Below are 16,170 nucleotides of genomic sequence, written 5' to 3' on the forward strand. Positions count from 1 at the left end.
CCGCCCGTGCCTGCGACCAGGCACGGGCGGGTCCAGGGAGCAGAGGGTCAGGGGATCGGAGTGGCGCCGGCCCGCGCGACGGCCTCGGCGTGATCGGCGGGCAGGAGGTGACCGGCGGCGAGGGCCCGGTCGGCGGCCCGGGTGAAGGCGGTGACGTAGTCCTGCCGCGTGGGATAGAGCTGGAGCAACCGGGCACCGCTCAACGGAGTGGTGGAGCCGAGCAGCAGGCACGCGCCCGCGATCTCGCCGCCGCTGTTGGACGGCCCGTAGACGGCCAGCGGCGCGTCCAGGTCGGGCAGCCGCACACCGCCCAACGCGTTGCCGTCACCGTCGCGCCGGATGGTGCCCGGCAGCAGGCTGATCTGCGGCCCCGCGGGCGGCGCGCCCAGCCCGCGCACCCACCGGTCGAGGTGGTGGTAGGCGGAGTTGGACGCGTACCGCCAGGTCATGGCGTTGACCGGCCGGTCACAGGAGATGGGACGCCCGTCGTTGATGGCGCGGTCGCGCGCGTTCTGGGCGTTGTACTGGACCAGCCCGTACGCGTCGGCATGCGCGGTCCCGGCGACCTCCCACGTCCGGACACGGGCCCCGTCGGGCTGACGGGCGTCGGCGAACGCCCTGACGTCGGTCTCGGACTCCACCTGGAAGACGGGGACGGCGGTGTCGGCGCGGATCCGGGCGGTGAGAGGCAGGGCGATGACCCCGTCCCCGATGGGCGCGGCGCCCGCGCCCCGCCCGTGGATGAGGAACCCGTCATAGGCGGGGATGATCGGCTGGATCGCGTTCGCGAAGGTGGCCAGGCGTCCGGCGGACTGCGAATGGCCCGCGGCCAGGACCTTCACCGGCGCGCCCGTCCCCAGCAGCGTCTGCCCGTGCGCCCGCACCGCCTCGGCGGCCTGCGCGAAGATCGAGTACGACAACGCGTCCGACGCCAGCGAGACCTGCCCGTAGCGGACGGGGTCGAGACTCCTGAGCTTGTCGGCGCCGACCTTCTGCGCGGTGACGCCGACGTAGGCGTACCCGGCGCGGGTGAACAGCTCGTGCGACTGCGACCACTCCACACCGATGTCCACCCCGAAGCTGACGTTCAGCCACTCCACGACCACGGTGCCGTTGAACCTGGCCGGGTCGGCCGGCCGCTCGACCAGCAGCCGGGTGGTGTACGCCTGGACGGCGCCGCTGCGGCGGGCACCCCACTGGCCGTTGGTGTACCAGGTGCCGGTCTTCAGGAAGGTGTCGGCGCTGCCGCTCATCAGGAACTCGCGCTCCTCGTACCCGCGGGCGGCGAGGTCGGCCACGGTGGCCCCGACGATCCTGCCCTGGCCCGCGCCGGCCGGGATCTCGGCGACGCCGGCCGCCGCCGCGTCCGCCCGCGCCGGGGCGGCGGGCAGCAGGACGACCACCGCCCCCAAGATGGCCACGGCCCGCGAGAGGCCGTGGCGAAATCGCTCGAACATGCTGGATCTCCTCCTTGGAGGGCGGCGGCGGGGAACAGACGCCAGTTTCCACTGGAGGCCGCCCCCGGGCATCGGGGAAATCACCAGTCACAGCGGGGTGCCGAAGCGTTGCTCGTGGCCTGCCGCCTCGAACTGGAGGTGCAGACCCGGCCGTCGATTGTGCCCGCGTGCGGCTCGCGTGCCCAGGTCATGAGGCGCAGTTGGCCGGCGCGCCGGGCATTTGGAGGTATGACAAGATTGATCTCACACCAGACAGAATTCGCCTTCTGTCTGATATGACTAGCTTTGCACTTTCCCTTGCGAGAGTGGTCTCATCATCCCTGGCCCGCTTCGCGGCTCGTGCCACCTTTCGGCGACTCATGAACGGGTTTTCCATTCCGCGCCGGCCGTCCCACCATCGTGCGAGCCGCCCTTGATGCCGTGAAGTTGTCCCTCCAATTCTTCTCTGGCACGTCGTCCCATTCGACCGGTTGCAGCTTCTATCGGCGTGCTCGATAACGGCTCTTATGTCAAGTAGAGAGACTCCCCTGGGCCGCCCCCCAGCAGACGCGGCTGCCACTGGAGCGCTCGTCTCTGCCCGGTCAAAGCGCCCGGGCATTGGGGAACATGGCGCACCCGGGGTTCCCTGAGCTGCACTGCGTGCTCTCGGCGGAGGCGACCGCCGAAGATCATCCCGCGCACGCGTACCGAGCGGCGGTGGGTGGCGGGATCCGGTCCGCTCCCCCGCCCAGGCAGCAGGCTCCGGCCGGAGCCTGCTACGGCGTCACGTCCGGCCGCTCCCGTCGCGGAGCCACCAGGAACTTCGGACCTGGCCCCACGCGGTCCGGGAGGTGTCCGCCCAGCACGGCGGCCACCTCCTCTAGGGCGATCGTCGCTGCGACCAGCGGGCGCGGATCGACCGAGCCGTCCGCGTACGCGGCGATGGCGCCTGGCAGGCCCGCGGACGCGCCGAGGATGCCGACCGCAGTGACGTCTTTCAGGACGATGTCGCGGGTGTCGACCGTGCTGGGCGTTCCGGCCAGTCCGATGTAGACGACGCGTCCGGCCGGTTCGACCAGGTCCAGGGCGAGGGCGGGCAGTGCCGGGGAGTTGGAGGCGTCGATGACCGCGTCCCACGGCAGGGCCGGCAGCGTGTCACGGGTCCAGACTCCGTCGAAGCCGAAGGTGACGGCCAGGTGCAATTGTGCGGGGTCGTGGCCCATGAGGTGTACCCGGGCTCCGGCGGCGCGGGCGAAGAGGGCGGCCAGCATCCCGATGGCGCCGGTGCCGAGGATCAGCAGCCGCTCGCCGGGGGCCGGTGCGGCGGCGTTGACGCTGCGCAGCGCGTTCCCGCCGGGTTCGACGAGGGCGCCGAGGGTGGCGTCCATCGTGTCCGGCAGGGCGTGCAGGGACGTGACCGGGACGGCGAGCTGTTCGGCCAGCGCTCCGGGCAGCCCGTCGCGGATGCCGAGCTCGTGCCGGTCGGGGCACACGTGATGCCGGCCGCTCAGGCAGCGGCGGCACCGGCCGCAGCCGATCATCGTGTCGCCGGTCACCCGCCGCCCGATCCAGGCCGCGTCCACGCCCTCGCCGGTGGAGGAGACGACGCCGGCCCACTCGTGACCTGGCCGGAGCGGGTAGGAGGAGGCACCTGTGTGCAGGTAGCTCATCTCCCCGGTGAACAGTTCGACGTCCGTGCCGCACACGCCGACCCGTTCCACGTCCACGATGACCTGTCCGGCGGCGGCGACCGGCGCGGGAACGTCCTGGACCTCGGCCTTGCCGGGGCCGGTCAGCACGAGGGCGCGCATCTACCGGGCTCCGGCGACGTGCTGACGCTGCGTGCGCTCGCCGAGGTCGCGGGTGAGGTCGGGGACGTCGATGGAGGGGGTGTCGTCCACGCGGACGACCGGCTTCTCGGCGCCGGGCGCGCCCATGGGCATCATGTGCAAGGGGGGTTCTCCGTAGATCAGTGAGAATTCGCGGTGAGCAGGCGACCGTCGAGAGGGCTTGGCCGGGCCAGATCCTGGGTGGGTGGAAGGGGCGGTGACGAGGACCTCCTGGCGTGACGGTCGTCCGGGGTGACCTTCACGAGGGGTCCGCTCCGTTGACGATCGCGCGGATGCCGGGCAGGTCGTCGATGAGTGTCCGCAGCGGGGTGCGGTAGGCCAGGCCGGTGACGCTGACCGCGCCGCTCGGCACGCTGGGAGAGGTGAGGAACGCGGCGACCGCGACGCAGTGGACCCCCGGCTCGTTCTCCTGATCGTCGACGGCGTAGCCCTGCTCGCGAACGCGTACCAGTTCGGCGTGCAGTTGCTCCGCCGTGGCGATGGAGCGCTCCGTCGGGCGTTCCAGCTCACGGTCGCCCACCCAGGCGCGGACGGCGTCCAGGTCGGGCAGGGCATGGGCCAGCAGCGCCTTGCCCACCCCGGTGCAGTGCGCCGGATTGCGGCCTCCGACCACGGAGGTCAGCCGGATGGCTCCGGACGGCGGGTCGAGCTTGGAGCGGTAGACGACCGAGGGGCCGTCCAGCACCGCGTAGTGCACCGTTTCGCCGTGGCGCTCGCAGAGCGCCCGCAGGATCGGGGTGACCCGGACGTGATCGGGCCGTGCCTCGTGGTGGGCGAAGGCCACCCGCAGGAACTCCTCTCCCAGCAGGTAGCGGCCGTGGCCGTGCTGGGTGGCGAAACCGGCGCGGCGAAGCGCCGCCAGCGCTCGATGCACGGTCGCTTTGGGGCTTGCCACGGAGCGCGCCATCTCCTCCAGCCCGATCCCGTCGGGGTGCCGGGCCAGTTCGGCCAGCACCGCGAGGACGCGGTCGGAGCCCACGAGTTTGTGCTCGTCTTCCGTGTCGCTCATTTTCCGGATAGTAGACCATCATTCCGAAGAGTTGAAGTTTCTCCTAGGATGGACTTCCCGCCGTTGCGGAGTTCCACTAGCCTCACAAACGGCTGCCCGACTTATACGTATGTGCAGCGCGACTGCCCTCCCCGCCCTCGTCACCGGAAAGCGTGGTTGTCTTCATGGCCTGGAGCCGCAGCGGTCAGTGGTACGCAGGCGGCGACCGCAACGCCTACATCCATCGGGCGTGGATGCGGCGCGGGCTGCCGTCCGGCGCGTTCGACGGCCGGCCGCACATCGCGATCGCGAACACCGCCTCCGACCTCACCCCCTGCAACATGCACCTGAACGAGGTCGCCGAGCACGTCAAGCACGGCGTGTGGGAGGCGGGCGGCGTGCCGCTGAACCTGCCGGTGGTCTCGCTCGGCGAGACGAACGTCCGCCCCACCGCGATGCTCTGGCGCAACATGGCGGCGATGGCGATCGAGGAGATGCTGCGCGCCAACCCGATCGACGGCGTGGTGCTGCTCGGCGGCTGCGACAAGACGATCCCCGCGCTGCTCATGGCGGCCTCTTCGGTGGATCTGCCCGCCGTGGTGGTGCCCGGCGGGCCGATGCTCACCGGCACCTTCCGCGGCGTCCCGCTCGGGTGCGGCACCGACGTGTGGCGGCTCAGCGAGGAGGTACGCGCCGGGACGCTGTCGGAGGCCGACTTCCTCCGCTCGGAGTCGTCGATGATCCGCAGCAAGGGTCACTGCAACACGATGGGCACCGCCTCCACCATGGGCCTGCTGGCCGAGGTGCTCGGCATGACGCTGCCCGGCCTGGCGGGGACTCCCGCCCCCGACAGCCGCCTGCTCGAAGGCGCCCACGAGACCGGCCGCCTCGTCGTCGAGATGATCGCCGACGGGCGCCGCCCCTCGCACGTCATGACGCGCGGCTCGTTCCTCAACGCCATCGTCGCGCTGGCCGCCCTCGGCGGCTCCACCAACGCCGTCGTCCACCTGCTCGCCATCGCGGGACGGCTCGGCGTCGACCTGACCCAGGACGACTTCGACCGCACCGGCTCCGGCGTCCCCCTCCTCGCCGACCTGCAGCCCGCCGGCCGGCACCTCATGGACGACCTCTACCGGGCCGGCGGCCTGCACGCGGTCCTGAACGAGGTGCGTGACCTGCTCGACCCGGCCGCGATCACCGTCACCGGCCGCCCCCTGGTCGAGGCGCTCGGCGACGCGAAGGTGCACGACCGCGAGGTGATCCGCTCCCGGCGGCAGCCGCTGCAACAGGATGCCGGAATCGCCGTCCTGTACGGCAACCTGGCCCCTGACGGCGCGGTCATCAAGCCCGCCGCCGCCTCACCTCACCTGCTCCAGCACCGCGGTCCGGCCGTCGTGTTCGACTCCGTCGAGGATCTGCACGCCCGCATCGACGACCTCGACGTCACGCCCGACGCGGTGCTCGTCCTGCGCGGCTGCGGCCCCAAGGGCTATCCCGGCATGCCCGAGGTGTCCAACCTGCCGCTGCCACCCAAGCTGCTCGCCCAGGGCGTACGCGACATGGTCCGCATCTGCGACGGCCGCATGAGCGGCACCGCCTACGGCACCGTCATCCTGCACGTCGCTCCCGAAGCCGCCGCCGGCGGGCCGCTCGGCCTCGTCCGCACCGGTGACATGATCATCCTCGACGTCGAGAACCGGCGCCTCGACATCGACCTCCCGGCCGGCGAACTCGCCGCCCGGCAGCCTTCCCCGGAGATGACCAGGGCGTTCGCCCGCCCGGAGCGGGGCTGGCAGCGCCTCTACGTCGAGACCGTCCAGCAGGCCAACACCGGCGCGGACCTCGACTTCCTCATCGGCTCCAGCGGCGACGCCGTACCCCGCGAATCCCACTGAAAGGACCCCATGTCCCGCACCGCCCTCATCACCGGCGGCGTCAGCGGCCTGGGCAAGGCCGCCGCCATCCGCCTCGAAGCCGACGGTGTCGACGTCATCACCCTCGACGTCGCCGACGGCGCCGACCTCGTCGTGGACGTCGCCGATCCGGCAGCCGTCCAGGCCGCCGCCGACGAGATCGGCCCCGTCGACATCCTCGTCAACTCCGCCGGCATCGTCGGCCCCAACGCGCCCCTGTGGGAGATCCCTCTCGACGGCTGGCAGCGCACCTTCGGTGTCAACGTCAACGGCACCTTCCACACCTGCCGCGCCTTCGTCCCCGGCATGCGCGAGCGCGGCTGGGGCCGCATCGTCAACCTCGCCAGCATGGCGGGCAAGGACGGCAACCCCAACATGGCCCCCTACTCCGCCAGCAAGGCCGCCGTCATCGCCCTGACGAAGTCGCTCGGCAAGGAGCTGGCCACCAGCGGCGTCCTGGTCAACGCCATCGCCCCCGCCGTGATCGAGACTCCGATGAACGCCGACACCGCCCCCGAGGCTCTGGCCCATATCACCAGCCTCATTCCCATGCGCCGCGTCGGCAGGCCCGAAGAGGTCGCCGAGCTCATCGCCTGGCTGGCTTCCGACAAGGTCAGCTTCTCCACCGGCGCCGTCTACGACATCAGCGGCGGCCGGGCCACCTACTGACAGGCGGCGGAGCCCGGGACCCCGCCGCGCGTCGATGCCGGATCAGCCGGTGGCCGAGTTGAGCGCGGCCAGGTAGCCGAGCCGGTAGCCGTTGGCGTTGGGGTGCAGCGGGGTGGGGTTGAGCACGGGGTGGATCCACGACTGGCTGGAGCAGACGGCGTGGCCGGCGAAGAACGCCTGGGCGTCGACGAACTGGAAGCCGGACTTCGCCGCGCTCTGGGCAAGGGTCTGGTTGAGCGCCCGGCCGAACCGGTTGAGCTCCTTGCGCTGGTACTGGTTGGGGACGATCCAGGCGCTGCAGCCCGAGCTCTCCTCGAACAGGAGCGGGTAGCCGAGCACGTAGACCTTCGCGGACGGCGCGGCCCGGCGGATCGCGGCGTAGGTCGTGTCGACCTTGGCCGCGATGGCGGGCAGCCCGGCCACGACCTGGTTGACCGCGCCGGTGCAGGCGGCGTCGCCGGACTGCATGCAGGTCAGCACCTGCGCTCCCCAGCCGGCGTCGTTCCCGCCGATGGTGATGGTCACCACGTCGGTGTCCGCCGTCAGGCCCGAGATCTGCTCGGCGAGCACGTCGTCGGTCACCGCGCCGCCGCAGGTGACGTCGGTGAACGTGGTGATGCCGTGGGCCTGGGCCCACAGCGTGGGGTACCCCTGTGAGCTGCGGCCGCAGTCGAGGGTGGCTCCCGGGGCGCCGAGACCGGAGGAGAAGGAGTCCCCCATGGCGACGTACCGGGTGGTCGAGTCGTAGGCGGAAGTGGCCGCGTGGGCCGGTGCGGCCAGCAGGCTGACGGCGGCCACCAGAGGAAGAGGGACGGTGAGGAGACGGGCTGAGTTCCTTCGCATGGTTCCTCCAGGGGGGTGTGAGGGCGTGCCGCGATCGCGGCGACGGAGGTTGACGCGAAGTAAAGCTAGACCGACCTTTACTTGAGGTCAAGGTATGGGCCGACGCGGTGGTCCTCGGACCGGACCGGCGGTCATCCGTAGACTTGCCCGGTGTCCGCACGCACCCATGCCGGCCTCAGCGGCCGCCGCTTCGTGGAAGACGACCTCCTCGACGCGGCGCGAGCCGTCTTCCACGCCGAGGGATACGCCGCCGCACAGGTCGCGGACATCGCCAGGCGCGCCGGGACGACCAAGCCGACCCTGTACGCGCGGCTGGGCAACAAGGAGCAGATCTACCTGCATGTCGTACGACGTGAGGCGGAGGTCTTCCGGGGGTGGGTCGCCGAGGCCTACGAGCGAGGCACCCGCCTGCCTCTCGCGGAACTGTCCCGGGCCGGCATGGAGCCACTCTTCCGCTTCGCGGCCGAGCGGGCCGAAGGCTTCAACCTGCTCTTCCGGGGTGAGAGGACCGGCGACATGCCGGCGACCCTGCGGCGCGAGGTCGTCGACAACGTGACCGAGCAGCTGACCGGTCTCATCCGGCGCCGCCAGGAGACGTTCGGGCCCGACCTCGGTTCCACGGCGGACACCCTTGCCGCGGCCTGCGTCGGCGTCGCACTCCAAGTCTGCGAGCACACCCTCGACCACGGCGGCGACCTGAACGCCGCCCAGCACCTCGCGGCCCGCTTCGTCGAGAACGCCTTCCACAACCTGGACCTCACCTCCCTGAACCGCTGACGAGCATCACGCTCCCCCGACTCGTCTAAAAACGTTTCAACAACCTCTTGCCGCCCGGCTTGTCACCGGTTAGGTTGCTCATCCAGAAGCACTGAGACGTATAAGTAACGCTCAGCCGGGGCTTCCATCGTCCAACGCTGCCCTCGCAGTGACCCTTCCAGGAGACGTGAGCCACGTGCCCATGACCAGCAGCCGACCTTTGACGATCATGCGCGACCACATCCGGAAAGCGGTAGACGACGGCGTCTGGCCGGCCGCGCAGTTCGCGGTCGCGCGGCGCGGCGAGATCCTGGCGTTCGAGTCGTTCGGCGACGCCCGTGACGGCGACCGGTTCTGCCTGTTCTCGGCCACCAAGCCGATCGTGGCCTCGCTCGTGTGGCAGTTGCTCGGTGAGGGACTGATCGCCCTGGAGACCCGGGTGGCCGAGGTGTGGCCCGAGTTCGGCGCGTACGGCAAGGACGTGGTCACCCTGGAGCAGGTGCTCCTGCACACCTGCGGCTTCCCGTCCGCGGCCATCTCCCGCGAGGCCATCGCCTCCCGCGACAAGCGGGCCGCCGAGATGGCGTCGTGGCGGCTGGAGTGGCAGCCGGGCAGCCGGTTCTTCTACCATGGCATGTCGGCCCACTGGGTGCTGACGGAGGTGATCCATCGGCTGACCGGCCAGGACTTCCGGCAGGCGCTGCGCGCCCGGGTCCTCGACCCGCTGGGCCTGGACCGGCTGGAGCTGGGCGTGCCGGTGGAGCGGCAGGGGAACCTCAAGCGGGTCACCGCGACCGGGACCCGCTCTATCGACGTGTTCGAGGCGCTGTTCGGGCAGCCGGTCGACGAGGCCGCCGCGGAGGCCGAACTGGCGGACGTGCTCGCCATCGTCAACGACCCGGAGCTGCGCGCCGTGGGCGTGCCGGGCGCGGGCGCCTTCTCCGACGCGGCGAGCGTGGCCCTGTTCTACCAGCAGCTGCTGCACAACACGGCGGGACTGTGGCGGCCGGACATCCTGGCCACGGCCACCGGCGAGATCCGCACCACCCTCCCCGATCCCATCCGGATGGGCGCCCCCGCCAACCGCAGCATCGGTCTGATCATCGCCGGGCCCGACGACGGCGCCGCCCTGAAGATCCCGTCACACGACATCGAGGTGCCCCTGCAGCCGTTCGGGTCGCGAGTGTCGCCCGGCGCGTTCGGCCACGGCGGAGGAGGCGGGCAGTCCGCCTGGGCGGACCCGGCGACCGGTCTGTCGTTCTGCCTGGTCACCAGCGGGATGGACCGCGACGTGGTCGCCGATCTCCGACGCCACCTCGCCATCGAGTCCCAGGTGCCGGAACTGGTGTGACGGCGGGCCACCAGGCCACGTTCTCCCCGAGGAGCCACTGCGATGACCACAGCACGACCCGCTCCGCCCCACTTCGCCGAACCCTCTGTCCCGGGCACGTCGACGACCTACCTCGGCGGCCCGCCCTTCCGCCGCTACCTGCTCGTGTACATCCTCGCGATGGCGGGCATCACCGCGGCCTACGGGGGCATCGGGGCCATCATCCTGCCGCTGCACATCCAGGGCATCGAGTTCGCCCACTGGTTCACCGGGCCGGACGCCACCGCCGACCTGCAGCAACTGACCAACCTCAAGGCGCGGATCGAGGCGGGCGCCGCCACCGCGACCGCTCAGGAGCAGCATCAGCTCGGCCTGCTGGCCTCCTACGAGGCGGCCCGGGCGGGCAGCCTGTCGATGGTCACCGCCGTCGGCTCCATCGCCACCATGCTCGTCCAGCCGGTCGCCGGGCTGCTGTCGGACCGCACCCGCTCCCGCTGGGGGCGGCGCGCTCCCTACGTCGCCGGCGGCGCGGTGCTCGGCGCCGCCCTGCTGATCGGGGTGCGGTACTCGGCCGGCATCGGCCTGATGATCGCGCTGTGGGCCCTCGTCCAGGTGGCGATCAACCTGGCGCAGGGGCCGCTGAACACGACCGTGCCCGACCGGATCCCGGAGAACAGGCTCGCCACCGTCTCTGCGCTGTCCGGGATCGGCACCTCGGTCGGGGCGCTGCTCGGCTCGGTCGCCGCCGGCCTGGTCTTCGGGGTCCTGGGTCTGGACAGCTACTTCCCCTTCGCCCTGGCTCTGGCCGTCACGGGCCTGCTGTTCGTGCTGGTCGCCCGCGACCGGTCCTCGCTCGCGCTCCAGGTGCCTGACGCGAACTGGGCGGGCCTGCTGAGGTCGTTCCTGGTCCCGCTGCGCTCGGCCGACTTCCGCTGGGTCTGGATCGCGTCGCTGACGATGGCGATCAGCTACGCCGTGTCGAACGCCTTCGGCCTCTACATGATGCAGAGCTACATCCAGCCGGCGCTCAGCGCCGCCGAAGCCACCCGCGTCGTCCCCGTCCTGTCCATCGTCACCCTTCCGGGCATGCTCGTCTCGATGCTCGTCACCGGCAGGTGGTCCGACCGCATCGGCCGCCGCAAGCCCTTCGTCATCGGCGCCTCGATCCTGTTCGCCGCGTCCATGCTGGTGCCGCTGCTGTGGCCGGCGTTGCCGGCCCTGTTCGGCCAGGCCGTTGTCGGCGGCCTGGCCATCGGCTGCTACCTGGCGGTGGACCGGGCCCTGCTGATCGACGTGTTGCCCGACCGGACCGGCGCCGCCGGTCGCGACCTCGGCCTGGGCGGCATGGGCTTCAGCCTGGGCGGGGCGATCGGTCCCGTCCTGGCCGGCCAGGTCGTCGGCCTGACGGGCGGTTACCGCATGGTCTGGGTGATGGCGATCCTGGTCGCGCTGGTGGCGACCGTGGCGATCGTCCCGGTCAAGAAGATCACGTAGGAATGGAGAACCGCATGCCCGCCTTTCCCGACTCCTTCCTGTGGGGAGCCGCGACCTCCGGACACCAGATCGAAGGCAACAACACCGCCAGCGATGTCTGGGCCATGGAACACGTGCCGAACAGCATCTTCCACGAACCGTCCGGTGACGCCTGCGACAGCTACCACCGCTATCCCGACGACATCGACCTGCTGGCCGACGCCAGTCTCAACGCCTACCGCTTCAGCGTCGAATGGTCACGCGTCGAACCCGAGAAGGGCCGCTTCTCGCGCGCCGAGCTCGACCACTACCTGCGCATGGCCGCGACCTGCCACGCCCGCGGGCTCACCCCGATCGTCACCCTCAGCCACTTCACCGTGCCCGCCTGGTTCGCCCGCGACGGAGCCTGGAACCAGCCCGACGCGCCCGAACTGTTCGAACGTTACTGCCGCCAGGTCGTCGCCCACTTCGCCGGCGAGGTGACGTGGTGGGTGACGTTGAACGAGCCGAATGTCGGCGTTCTGCTGGCCTCGACCGGGTTGCTCGCCTACGGCGGACCGGCCGAGGCCGCGCAGGAGGGCCCTGCGGAGGCGTTCGCCCGCCGCGTCGGCGGCGAGCCCGGCACCGCCACCGTCGCTCTGCCCGTCACCACTCCCGAAGGCATCGTCAACCTCTGCCGGGCACACCGCCGCGCCCGCACCGCCGTCAAGGAACTCCAGCCGAAGGCCCGCGTCGGCTGGTCCCTCACCATCCAGGACTTCCAGGCAGCGGAGGGCGGCGAGCAGAGAACCGCCGAGATGCTGCGGCAGATCGTGGAGCCGTTCCTGGAACTGTCGAAGGACGACGACTTCGTCGGCGTGCAGACCTACACCCGCATGGTCTTCGGCCCGGACGGACCCCTCAAGGCCGCCCGCACCGGGCGTACCTTCCAGACCGGCTGGGAGTACTACCCCCAAGCCCTGGGCAACACCGTCCGCCTCGCCGCGAGCTTCACCGGCGTGCCCGTCCTGGTCACCGAGCACGGCATCGCCACCGCCGACGACGACCTGCGCATCACCTACACCCGCGAAGCCCTCACCGGCCTGGGCGAGGCCATCGCCGACGGCACCGACGTGCTGGGCTACCTGCACTGGACCCTGCTGGACAACTGGGAATGGCACGCCGGCCACGCCATGACGTTCGGCCTGGCCGGCGTGGACCGCGAGACCTTCGAACGCGTCCCCAAGCCGAGCCTGCGATGGCTGGGAGAGGTGGCGGCCACCGACGGAGCCCGCCTGGACATCGATGAAGGGGTCCGAGGCCGCTGATACGATTCAGTCCTGCGCAGGTGAGACGAGGGGGCTCGGGTGGCCAGAGCACGGCGGGTCACGTCGGTCGACGTGGCCAGGGAGGCCGGAGTCTCGCAGGCCACGGTCAGTTACGTGCTCAACGACGTGTCGCATCAGAAGATCGCCGAGGAGACCCGGCAACGGATCCACGCGGCCGTCGAGAAGCTCGGCTACACCCCCTCGGCCGCGGCCAGGACCCTGCGGCTGGGCCGCAGCGACATCGTGCTGCTGCTCATCGCGAACATCCCGCTGGGCTCCACGGCCATCGAGCTGATCGAGCACCTCACCGCCGACCTGGAACGGCACGGTCTCAGCGTCATCACCCGCATCGAGAGCGGACGCACCGTCGCCTCGCTGTGGAAGGACCTGGCGCCGGCCGCCGTGGTCACCTTCGCTCCCGTGACCAAGGAGAACCGCGCGGACATGCGCGCCTCGGGCACCTACGTGGTCAACGTCTGGGGCGACAGCGAGGGCGAGCCGAACGTGATGACCCGCGGGCAGATCCGGATCGGGCGGATGCAGGCCGACCATCTGATCTCGCAGGGGCACGTCCGGATCGGGTACGCCGCTCCGGCCGATCCCCGCGTGCGTGCCTTCTTCGATCCGCGGCTGGCGGGCGTCCGGCAGGGCTGCGCCGATCACGGCCTGCCGCCGCCGTCGGTGCGGGAGGTCGCGCTGGACGCGGAAGCCGCGAGTGCGGCGGCGCGGGCCTGGCGGGCGGAAGGCGTCACCGCCGTGTGCGCCTTCAACGACGAGGTCGCCATCGCCCTGCTGGCGGGCGTGCGGGCCGCCGGCCTGTCGGCCCCTGCGGACCTGGCCGTCATCGGGGTGGACGACATCCCCATGGCCCGCTTCGCCGAGCCGGCCTTGACCACGATCGACCAGCGCATGGAAGCCGTCGCCGCCGAACTCGCCGACGCCGTGCTCAAGGGGTTGGAAAGACCGGACGCCCGCCGCTCCGCGCCGCCGGACAACGCGACCTTGGTGGTCCGCCGGTCCGCCTGAACGAGCTGAACCGCCTCGGTCAGGGCACGCTGGGCGTGTCGGGCCGGCGGAGGAGGTAGCGCTGGATCTTGCCGCTGGGGGTCTTGGGCAGGGCGTCCACGAAGTGCACCTGGCGCGGGTAGGCATGGGCCGAGTAGCCGGTACGGACGACGCCCTGCAGCTCGGCGGCCAGTTCTGGCGAACCCGCGACCCCGTGGGCCAGGACCACGAACGCCTCGACGACCTCGCCGCGCAGCTCGTCGGGCCGCCCGGCCACGGCCACCTCGGCGACGGCCGGGTGGGTGGCCAGCACGCTTTCGACGTCGAAGGGCGCGATCCGGTAGCCGGCCATCAGGATGAGGTCGTCGTCACGGGCGGAGAAGAAGAAATAGCCGTCGTCGTCCATGGATCCGGCATCGCCGGTCAGATACCAGCGCCCGTCCTGCGTGAAGCGGCCCGGGGCATCGGCGTAGCCGGTGAACCACATCAGCGGGCTGGCGGTGACATCGAGCGCCACCTTGCCGTCCACGATGCCGGCGGCGAAGCCGGGCAGCGGCTTGCCCATCGAGCCGGGCCGGACGGGTTCGGCGAGGTCGGGGTGCCAGGCGTTCACGATCACCATGCCGTGCTCGGTCTGCCCGTAGTGGTCGCGCACCTCGGCACCGAGTGCGCCTGGCGCCCAGGTCGTGATGTCGGGTGTGAGCGGCTCACCCGCCGACGAGGCGCGGCGCAGGGAGAGCCCGTCCACCACGCCGCCGCGTCGCAGGCCGCGGTACACGGTCGGCGCGGCGGCGAAGTTGGTGACGCCGAACGCCTTGAAGACGGCGAGCGTGGATTCGGCGGTGAACCCGGCGTTCAGCAGCAGGTTGCGCCGGCCGAGGGCCAGCGGCCCGAGGATGCCGTAGTACAGGCCATAGGCCCAGCCGGGGTCGGCGGCGTTCCAGAACACGTCCTCGGCGGTGACGTCCAGCCCGTAGTGCATGTAGCAGGCGAACGACGCCAGCGCCTCGACCGGGACGGGAACCGCCTTCGGCGCTCCGGTGGTGCCGCTGGTGAACAGGCGGATCAGCGTCCCCTTCCCCCCGACGGCCACCGCGTCTTCCAGGGGTTCGCAGCCGGCGATCAGCGCGTCCAGCTCGGGGCCGGCCACCAGCGTTGTGAGGTCCTGGAGGGATGCGAGCTTGCCCTGCTGGCCGGGCTCGGTGACGATCAGCCGGGCGCCGCTCGCCCGGACGCGCATCTCGATCGCGGGCGTGGCGAACGCGGTGAACAGGGGCACGTGAACGGCGCCGAGCCGCCAGATCGCCAGCAGGGTCACCACGAGTTCTCGGCGCTTGCCCATCAGCACGGCGACGCTGTCCCCGGCGGCGACACCGGACCGTGCCAGCGCCGTCGCCAGCCGTCTCGACGCGTCCGCCAGTTCCCCGTAGGTCAGGTCACGCGCGCTGAGATCGGGCTCGACGAAGGTGAAGGCGACCGCCGCCGGGTCGTGCCGGTCGCACAACAACTCCGCCGCACACGCCCCGGCCGTGGCGAAGGCGGCCTGCCAGGATTCGAGCTGCGCGGAAACGTCCCTGTGATTCGCATGTGGCATGGGACATACTCTGCGCCGTGATGTTCCACACGCGTACCCTCCGAAGAGGGTGTTCATGAAGCCTCAGGCCGAGCGGGTGCAGACCACGTTGGCCAGGATCCGGTCTCTGACCGGGGTTTCGCTCGCGTTCGCCGGTCCTGTCGACCGTGGCGGCGTGCTCCTCGAACGCTTCGACGGCCCGGTCGTGGGTCCTCTGTCCGGGGTGAAGCTCTCCTTCGGACACGGCCTCGGCGGGAAGGCCGCTTCCATCCAGCGGCCCGTCGTCGTCGACGACTACGTTCGCGCGCCGCACATCACGCACCAGTACGACCGCATCATCCGGGCCGAAGGGTTGCGGGCGATGGTGGCGGTCCCGGTGGTGGTCGCCAGGCGAACGGTCGCCGTCGTCTACGCCGCGTTCCGCGACACGCAGATCATCGGCGGCCGCGTCTACGACGTCGTCGCGGGCGAGACCAGAACACTTGAGCACGATCTCGTCGTCGCACACGCGGTGGAGAGCTTCCGTCCGGAGCAGGGCGGCGAGGCAGCCGTCGTCGAGGAGAACCACCGGCTGTGGGCAGCCCTGCGCGACACCTACACCCAGCTGCGCCTGCTCGCCGCCCGGACCGCCGATCCGGCGATCCGCGAGGAGCTCCTGCGTGAGGCCGATCGCTTCACCGACCAGGAGCCCGGGCCGGCCGGCCTCATGCTGACGGCCCGGGAGAACGACGTGCTCGCCCTGGTGGCGGGCGGCCTGACGAACGCGCAGATCGCTTCGGCGCTCGGCCTCACGACCTTCACGGTCAAGAGCTACATGAAGGCCCTCATGGGCAAGCTCGGCGCCGGGTCCCGGCATGAGGCCGTGGTCGTCGCCCGGCGGCTGGGCCGGCTGCCCTGAGCTCGCAGGTGTCGGCGCTGTTTCCGGAATGTGGCTAAAAACGTTTCAACAACCTCTTGTCCTCCGGTTCGCCCGGGGTTAGGTTGCTCTCCCAGGAAGACTGAGACGTATAAGTAGCAGTCCGTGCAG

At 71.1% G+C, this 16,170-nt stretch carries 14 protein-coding genes; 8 read left to right on the forward strand and 6 right to left on the reverse strand.

Annotated elements, in window-relative coordinates:
- Window positions 1–47: 47 nt before the first annotated feature.
- The 4 genes from AC27IY_RS34465 to AC27IY_RS34480 all read right to left on the reverse strand — a co-directional run bounded on the left by AC27IY_RS34465 (window position 48) and on the right by AC27IY_RS34480 (window position 4,295).
- Window positions 48–1,457 (reverse strand): alpha/beta hydrolase domain-containing protein, encoded by a 1,410-nt coding sequence (locus AC27IY_RS34465; RefSeq protein WP_487180533.1) that lies wholly within the window; start codon window positions 1,455–1,457, stop codon window positions 48–50.
- 755 nt (window positions 1,458–2,212) lie between these two features.
- Entirely contained in the window at window positions 2,213–3,247 is a 1,035-nt protein-coding gene (locus tag AC27IY_RS34470; protein ID WP_487180534.1) for a zinc-dependent alcohol dehydrogenase, read from the reverse strand.
- Complete coding sequence (locus tag AC27IY_RS34475; RefSeq protein ID WP_487180535.1) at window positions 3,248–3,388, reverse strand: hypothetical protein; 141 nt, start codon at window positions 3,386–3,388, stop codon at window positions 3,248–3,250.
- 136 nt (window positions 3,389–3,524) lie between these two features.
- A complete protein-coding gene (locus AC27IY_RS34480) occupies window positions 3,525–4,295 on the reverse strand; it encodes an IclR family transcriptional regulator (protein WP_487180536.1) in 771 nt (256 codons plus the stop codon).
- 164 nt (window positions 4,296–4,459) lie between these two features.
- Between AC27IY_RS34480 and AC27IY_RS34485 the strand changes: the two genes are divergently transcribed.
- Window positions 4,460–6,169 carry an IlvD/Edd family dehydratase gene (locus tag AC27IY_RS34485; RefSeq protein WP_487180537.1) on the forward strand — a complete coding sequence of 570 codons (1,710 nt, stop codon included), beginning with the start codon at window positions 4,460–4,462 and terminating at the stop codon, window positions 6,167–6,169.
- A gap of 9 nt (window positions 6,170–6,178) precedes the next feature.
- Window positions 6,179–6,856, forward strand: a complete 678-nt coding sequence (locus tag AC27IY_RS34490; RefSeq protein WP_371248074.1) for an SDR family NAD(P)-dependent oxidoreductase — start codon at window positions 6,179–6,181, stop codon at window positions 6,854–6,856.
- Window positions 6,857–6,898: 42 nt separating this feature from the next.
- On the opposite strand, the gene AC27IY_RS34495 is transcribed toward AC27IY_RS34490, so the two are convergent.
- Window positions 6,899–7,699 carry an SGNH/GDSL hydrolase family protein gene (locus AC27IY_RS34495; protein WP_435408672.1) on the reverse strand — a complete coding sequence of 267 codons (801 nt, stop codon included), beginning with the start codon at window positions 7,697–7,699 and terminating at the stop codon, window positions 6,899–6,901.
- Window positions 7,700–7,849: 150 nt separating this feature from the next.
- Between AC27IY_RS34495 and AC27IY_RS34500 the strand changes: the two genes are divergently transcribed.
- From AC27IY_RS34500 to AC27IY_RS34520, 5 genes are all read left to right on the forward strand, one after another.
- Complete coding sequence (locus tag AC27IY_RS34500; RefSeq protein WP_487180538.1) at window positions 7,850–8,476, forward strand: TetR/AcrR family transcriptional regulator; 627 nt, start codon at window positions 7,850–7,852, stop codon at window positions 8,474–8,476.
- A 208-nt stretch (window positions 8,477–8,684) separates the two neighbouring features.
- Window positions 8,685–9,806, forward strand: a complete 1,122-nt coding sequence (locus AC27IY_RS34505) for a serine hydrolase domain-containing protein (protein ID WP_487180539.1) — start codon at window positions 8,685–8,687, stop codon at window positions 9,804–9,806.
- 42 nt (window positions 9,807–9,848) lie between these two features.
- Window positions 9,849–11,279, forward strand: a complete 1,431-nt coding sequence (locus tag AC27IY_RS34510) for an MFS transporter (RefSeq protein ID WP_487180540.1) — start codon at window positions 9,849–9,851, stop codon at window positions 11,277–11,279.
- A 14-nt stretch (window positions 11,280–11,293) separates the two neighbouring features.
- Window positions 11,294–12,565 carry a glycoside hydrolase family 1 protein gene (locus tag AC27IY_RS34515; protein ID WP_487180541.1) on the forward strand — a complete coding sequence of 424 codons (1,272 nt, stop codon included), beginning with the start codon at window positions 11,294–11,296 and terminating at the stop codon, window positions 12,563–12,565.
- Window positions 12,566–12,604: 39 nt separating this feature from the next.
- Entirely contained in the window at window positions 12,605–13,591 is a 987-nt protein-coding gene (locus AC27IY_RS34520; RefSeq protein ID WP_487180542.1) for a LacI family DNA-binding transcriptional regulator, read from the forward strand.
- Window positions 13,592–13,610: 19 nt separating this feature from the next.
- Here the strand turns inward: AC27IY_RS34520 and AC27IY_RS34525 are convergent, their stop codons facing one another.
- Entirely contained in the window at window positions 13,611–15,164 is a 1,554-nt protein-coding gene (locus tag AC27IY_RS34525) for an AMP-binding protein (RefSeq protein WP_487180543.1), read from the reverse strand.
- Between the two features lie 55 nt (window positions 15,165–15,219).
- Here AC27IY_RS34525 and AC27IY_RS34530 point away from each other — a divergent pair, with 55 nt between their 5' ends.
- A complete protein-coding gene (locus AC27IY_RS34530) occupies window positions 15,220–16,041 on the forward strand; it encodes a helix-turn-helix transcriptional regulator (protein WP_487180544.1) in 822 nt (273 codons plus the stop codon).
- Window positions 16,042–16,170: the final 129 nt, after the last annotated feature.

The organism is Nonomuraea sp. B208 (assembly GCF_057536035.1).